Source organism: Xenorhabdus sp. TS4, from assembly GCF_014467265.1.
Lineage (GTDB): Bacteria > Pseudomonadota > Gammaproteobacteria > Enterobacterales > Enterobacteriaceae > Xenorhabdus > Xenorhabdus ehlersii.
Map to the genome: position 1 here is coordinate 1 of NZ_NKHQ01000118.1, position 1930 is coordinate 1930.

General features: G+C 41.6%; 5 protein-coding genes. All 5 read right to left on the bottom strand.

Annotated elements, in window-relative coordinates; translation table 11 throughout:
- On the bottom strand, window positions 1-182 hold a 182-nt coding region (locus Xets_RS22670; protein ID WP_222941666.1), incomplete at its 3' end, for a hypothetical protein.
- A 77-nt stretch (window positions 183-259) separates the two neighbouring features.
- Window positions 260-928 carry an MT-A70 family methyltransferase gene (locus tag Xets_RS19640; RefSeq protein WP_187652412.1) on the bottom strand — a complete coding sequence of 223 codons (669 nt, stop codon included), beginning with the start codon at window positions 926-928 and terminating at the stop codon, window positions 260-262.
- Between the two features lie 174 nt (window positions 929-1102).
- Window positions 1103-1288 (bottom strand): hypothetical protein, encoded by a 186-nt coding sequence (locus Xets_RS19645; RefSeq protein ID WP_187652410.1) that lies wholly within the window; start codon window positions 1286-1288, stop codon window positions 1103-1105.
- Window positions 1281-1694 (bottom strand): hypothetical protein, encoded by a 414-nt coding sequence (locus tag Xets_RS19650; RefSeq protein ID WP_187652411.1) that lies wholly within the window; start codon window positions 1692-1694, stop codon window positions 1281-1283. Before Xets_RS19650 ends, Xets_RS19645 begins: the two co-directional genes overlap by 8 nt.
- The gene (locus Xets_RS28810; protein WP_370588267.1) at window positions 1694-1930 is read right to left on the bottom strand and encodes a zinc-finger-containing protein; all 237 of its coding nucleotides are present in this window, start codon (window positions 1928-1930) and stop codon (window positions 1694-1696) included. Before Xets_RS28810 ends, Xets_RS19650 begins: the two co-directional genes overlap by 1 nt.

Here is a 1930-nt window from a genome sequence, read left to right on the forward strand (position 1 = left end):
GTGTATTTATCGAGAATTGCGGTTACTGCGATATCGTCGTATTTGGGCAGGGCGGTTAATTCTTTCAGGCAATCCCTCGCCACCTTCCTCCGTGCGTTCTCGAATTCGCTAGTCATGGGTGATGGTAATGGATATAACAGGGTCATATATCCCATTAGCTTCCAGATGAAATGAAATATCATCCTCAAACCCTTTCATTAGTTCCTCATTTGATAGTGAATAATCAGAAACATATTTCTCGGCTTCCCTTTTTGATGCCTTAATTGTTATTTCCATACTTAACCTCATTAATAAATTCGATATTGTTTACGGGTGATTCATTCCCCCACGTATCCCAGCCATTGACTGACTCACGGGCAAATAATTCAATGCGAGGCACATCGCCGTATAATTGCTCTAACCGATGATGAACCTCTCTTGGTTTTTGGCTATGTTCACCCAAACACGAATAGATAACCTGTTTCACACGGGCACTCTGGCGTGGCAGTCCGTTGCCCCTGATAGCGATCAACACATCCTCTGAGTTACTGCGGGTGTAATTGCCACCATTCATCCGTGTTTCGGTGTTGAGCAGCTCCATGAAATCCCAACCGTCGAGAACTCGCCCGTCCTGAATGGCTCTGTCTATGCGTTCCATTGCCAGTTTGTTGAGTTTCACCCATGTGAATAATTTCATCGTTTTGACTGTGAATCCCCATGCTGCGGCCAACTCCATAGCCTCAGCCGCAAAATTCCCCGTATACCACATGCAGAGTACGGAGTTTTCAGCAGCTATTTGTTCTATGGGTAATCGGGTGAGGGAATAAAAATCGGTGGTAGTGTAGTGGTTATTGGCTGCACCATTGCTGACTGCATTATTATATTGCCATGGTGGATCAGCTAATATCAGGCTATATTTTTGCTCCACTTCTCCGCCTATTCCGTTCATAATCCTCCCCGCACTCTCTGCTACAAAATGCCCCATGTGTTGCTTCCTCTGTCTCACACCATCTGCACATACCGTTGACACTGGTTAATGCTGGTGGTCTGTTCTGGAGGGCATGAGATATATTCAGCTCATTTAATTCATTCGCTGCGTCGATAATATCCATGTTATTTCTCGCTATTTTCTGGGGTGGGTAATATCATTACTTGCTTCCCATCCAGCCTTAAATGCTTCCCAATAATTCTGGGCTGGCATGTTAAAATAATTTCCATTACTATCTTTTTCTAATGCATTTTCAAAATAACGAAACTCAGTTAAAAGAAATTTCTCAAACGCTTCTCTGCATAAATCTGAATTAGTCATCCCATTTCTCCGTAATTATAGTTTTTGGTAGTAATATGAAATGTTTATCCCAAAATACATCGCAACGCTCACCAGATTCATAACACATAATCCTATAGTCAGTTTCTGGTTTTATTTTCAATGACCCATTACAGATAGACTCGTATATTTCTTGATGAACTAATTCATACGTATTGCTATCAATTGCTGATCCATTTAATGGTTTGATATAAATTGAAAACTCACCATTCTTTGGAACACAGTCTAATTCTGTCCAAACAGTAGCTTCTATAATTTGCTTGTCACCTGCAATTTCTGGCATTTTAATTTCAGAAATAGGAATTCCGTTCCATGTAATACCTGCTTTTTCTTTAAGGATTTCAATCTCTTTTTGGCTTGCTTCATATAGTGATTTGTAATCTGTCATTATCTAAACCTCCTACATATACTCTCTGCTTTCTTACACATATCAGTATCAAACCAGCCGAAGTGACAGGTGTTGAAACTGATGTCCAATTGACTTGCTAACCATTGATACGCTTCCGTGCGCTCTAAATTACGACTCCTAACGACATCATCGAAATGCCGGTGTGCTGAGAGCCGTGCTATTCGTGTCGGCCTATCTGCCAGTGACCCCATCGGGATATCGGTTCCCGGATGAAT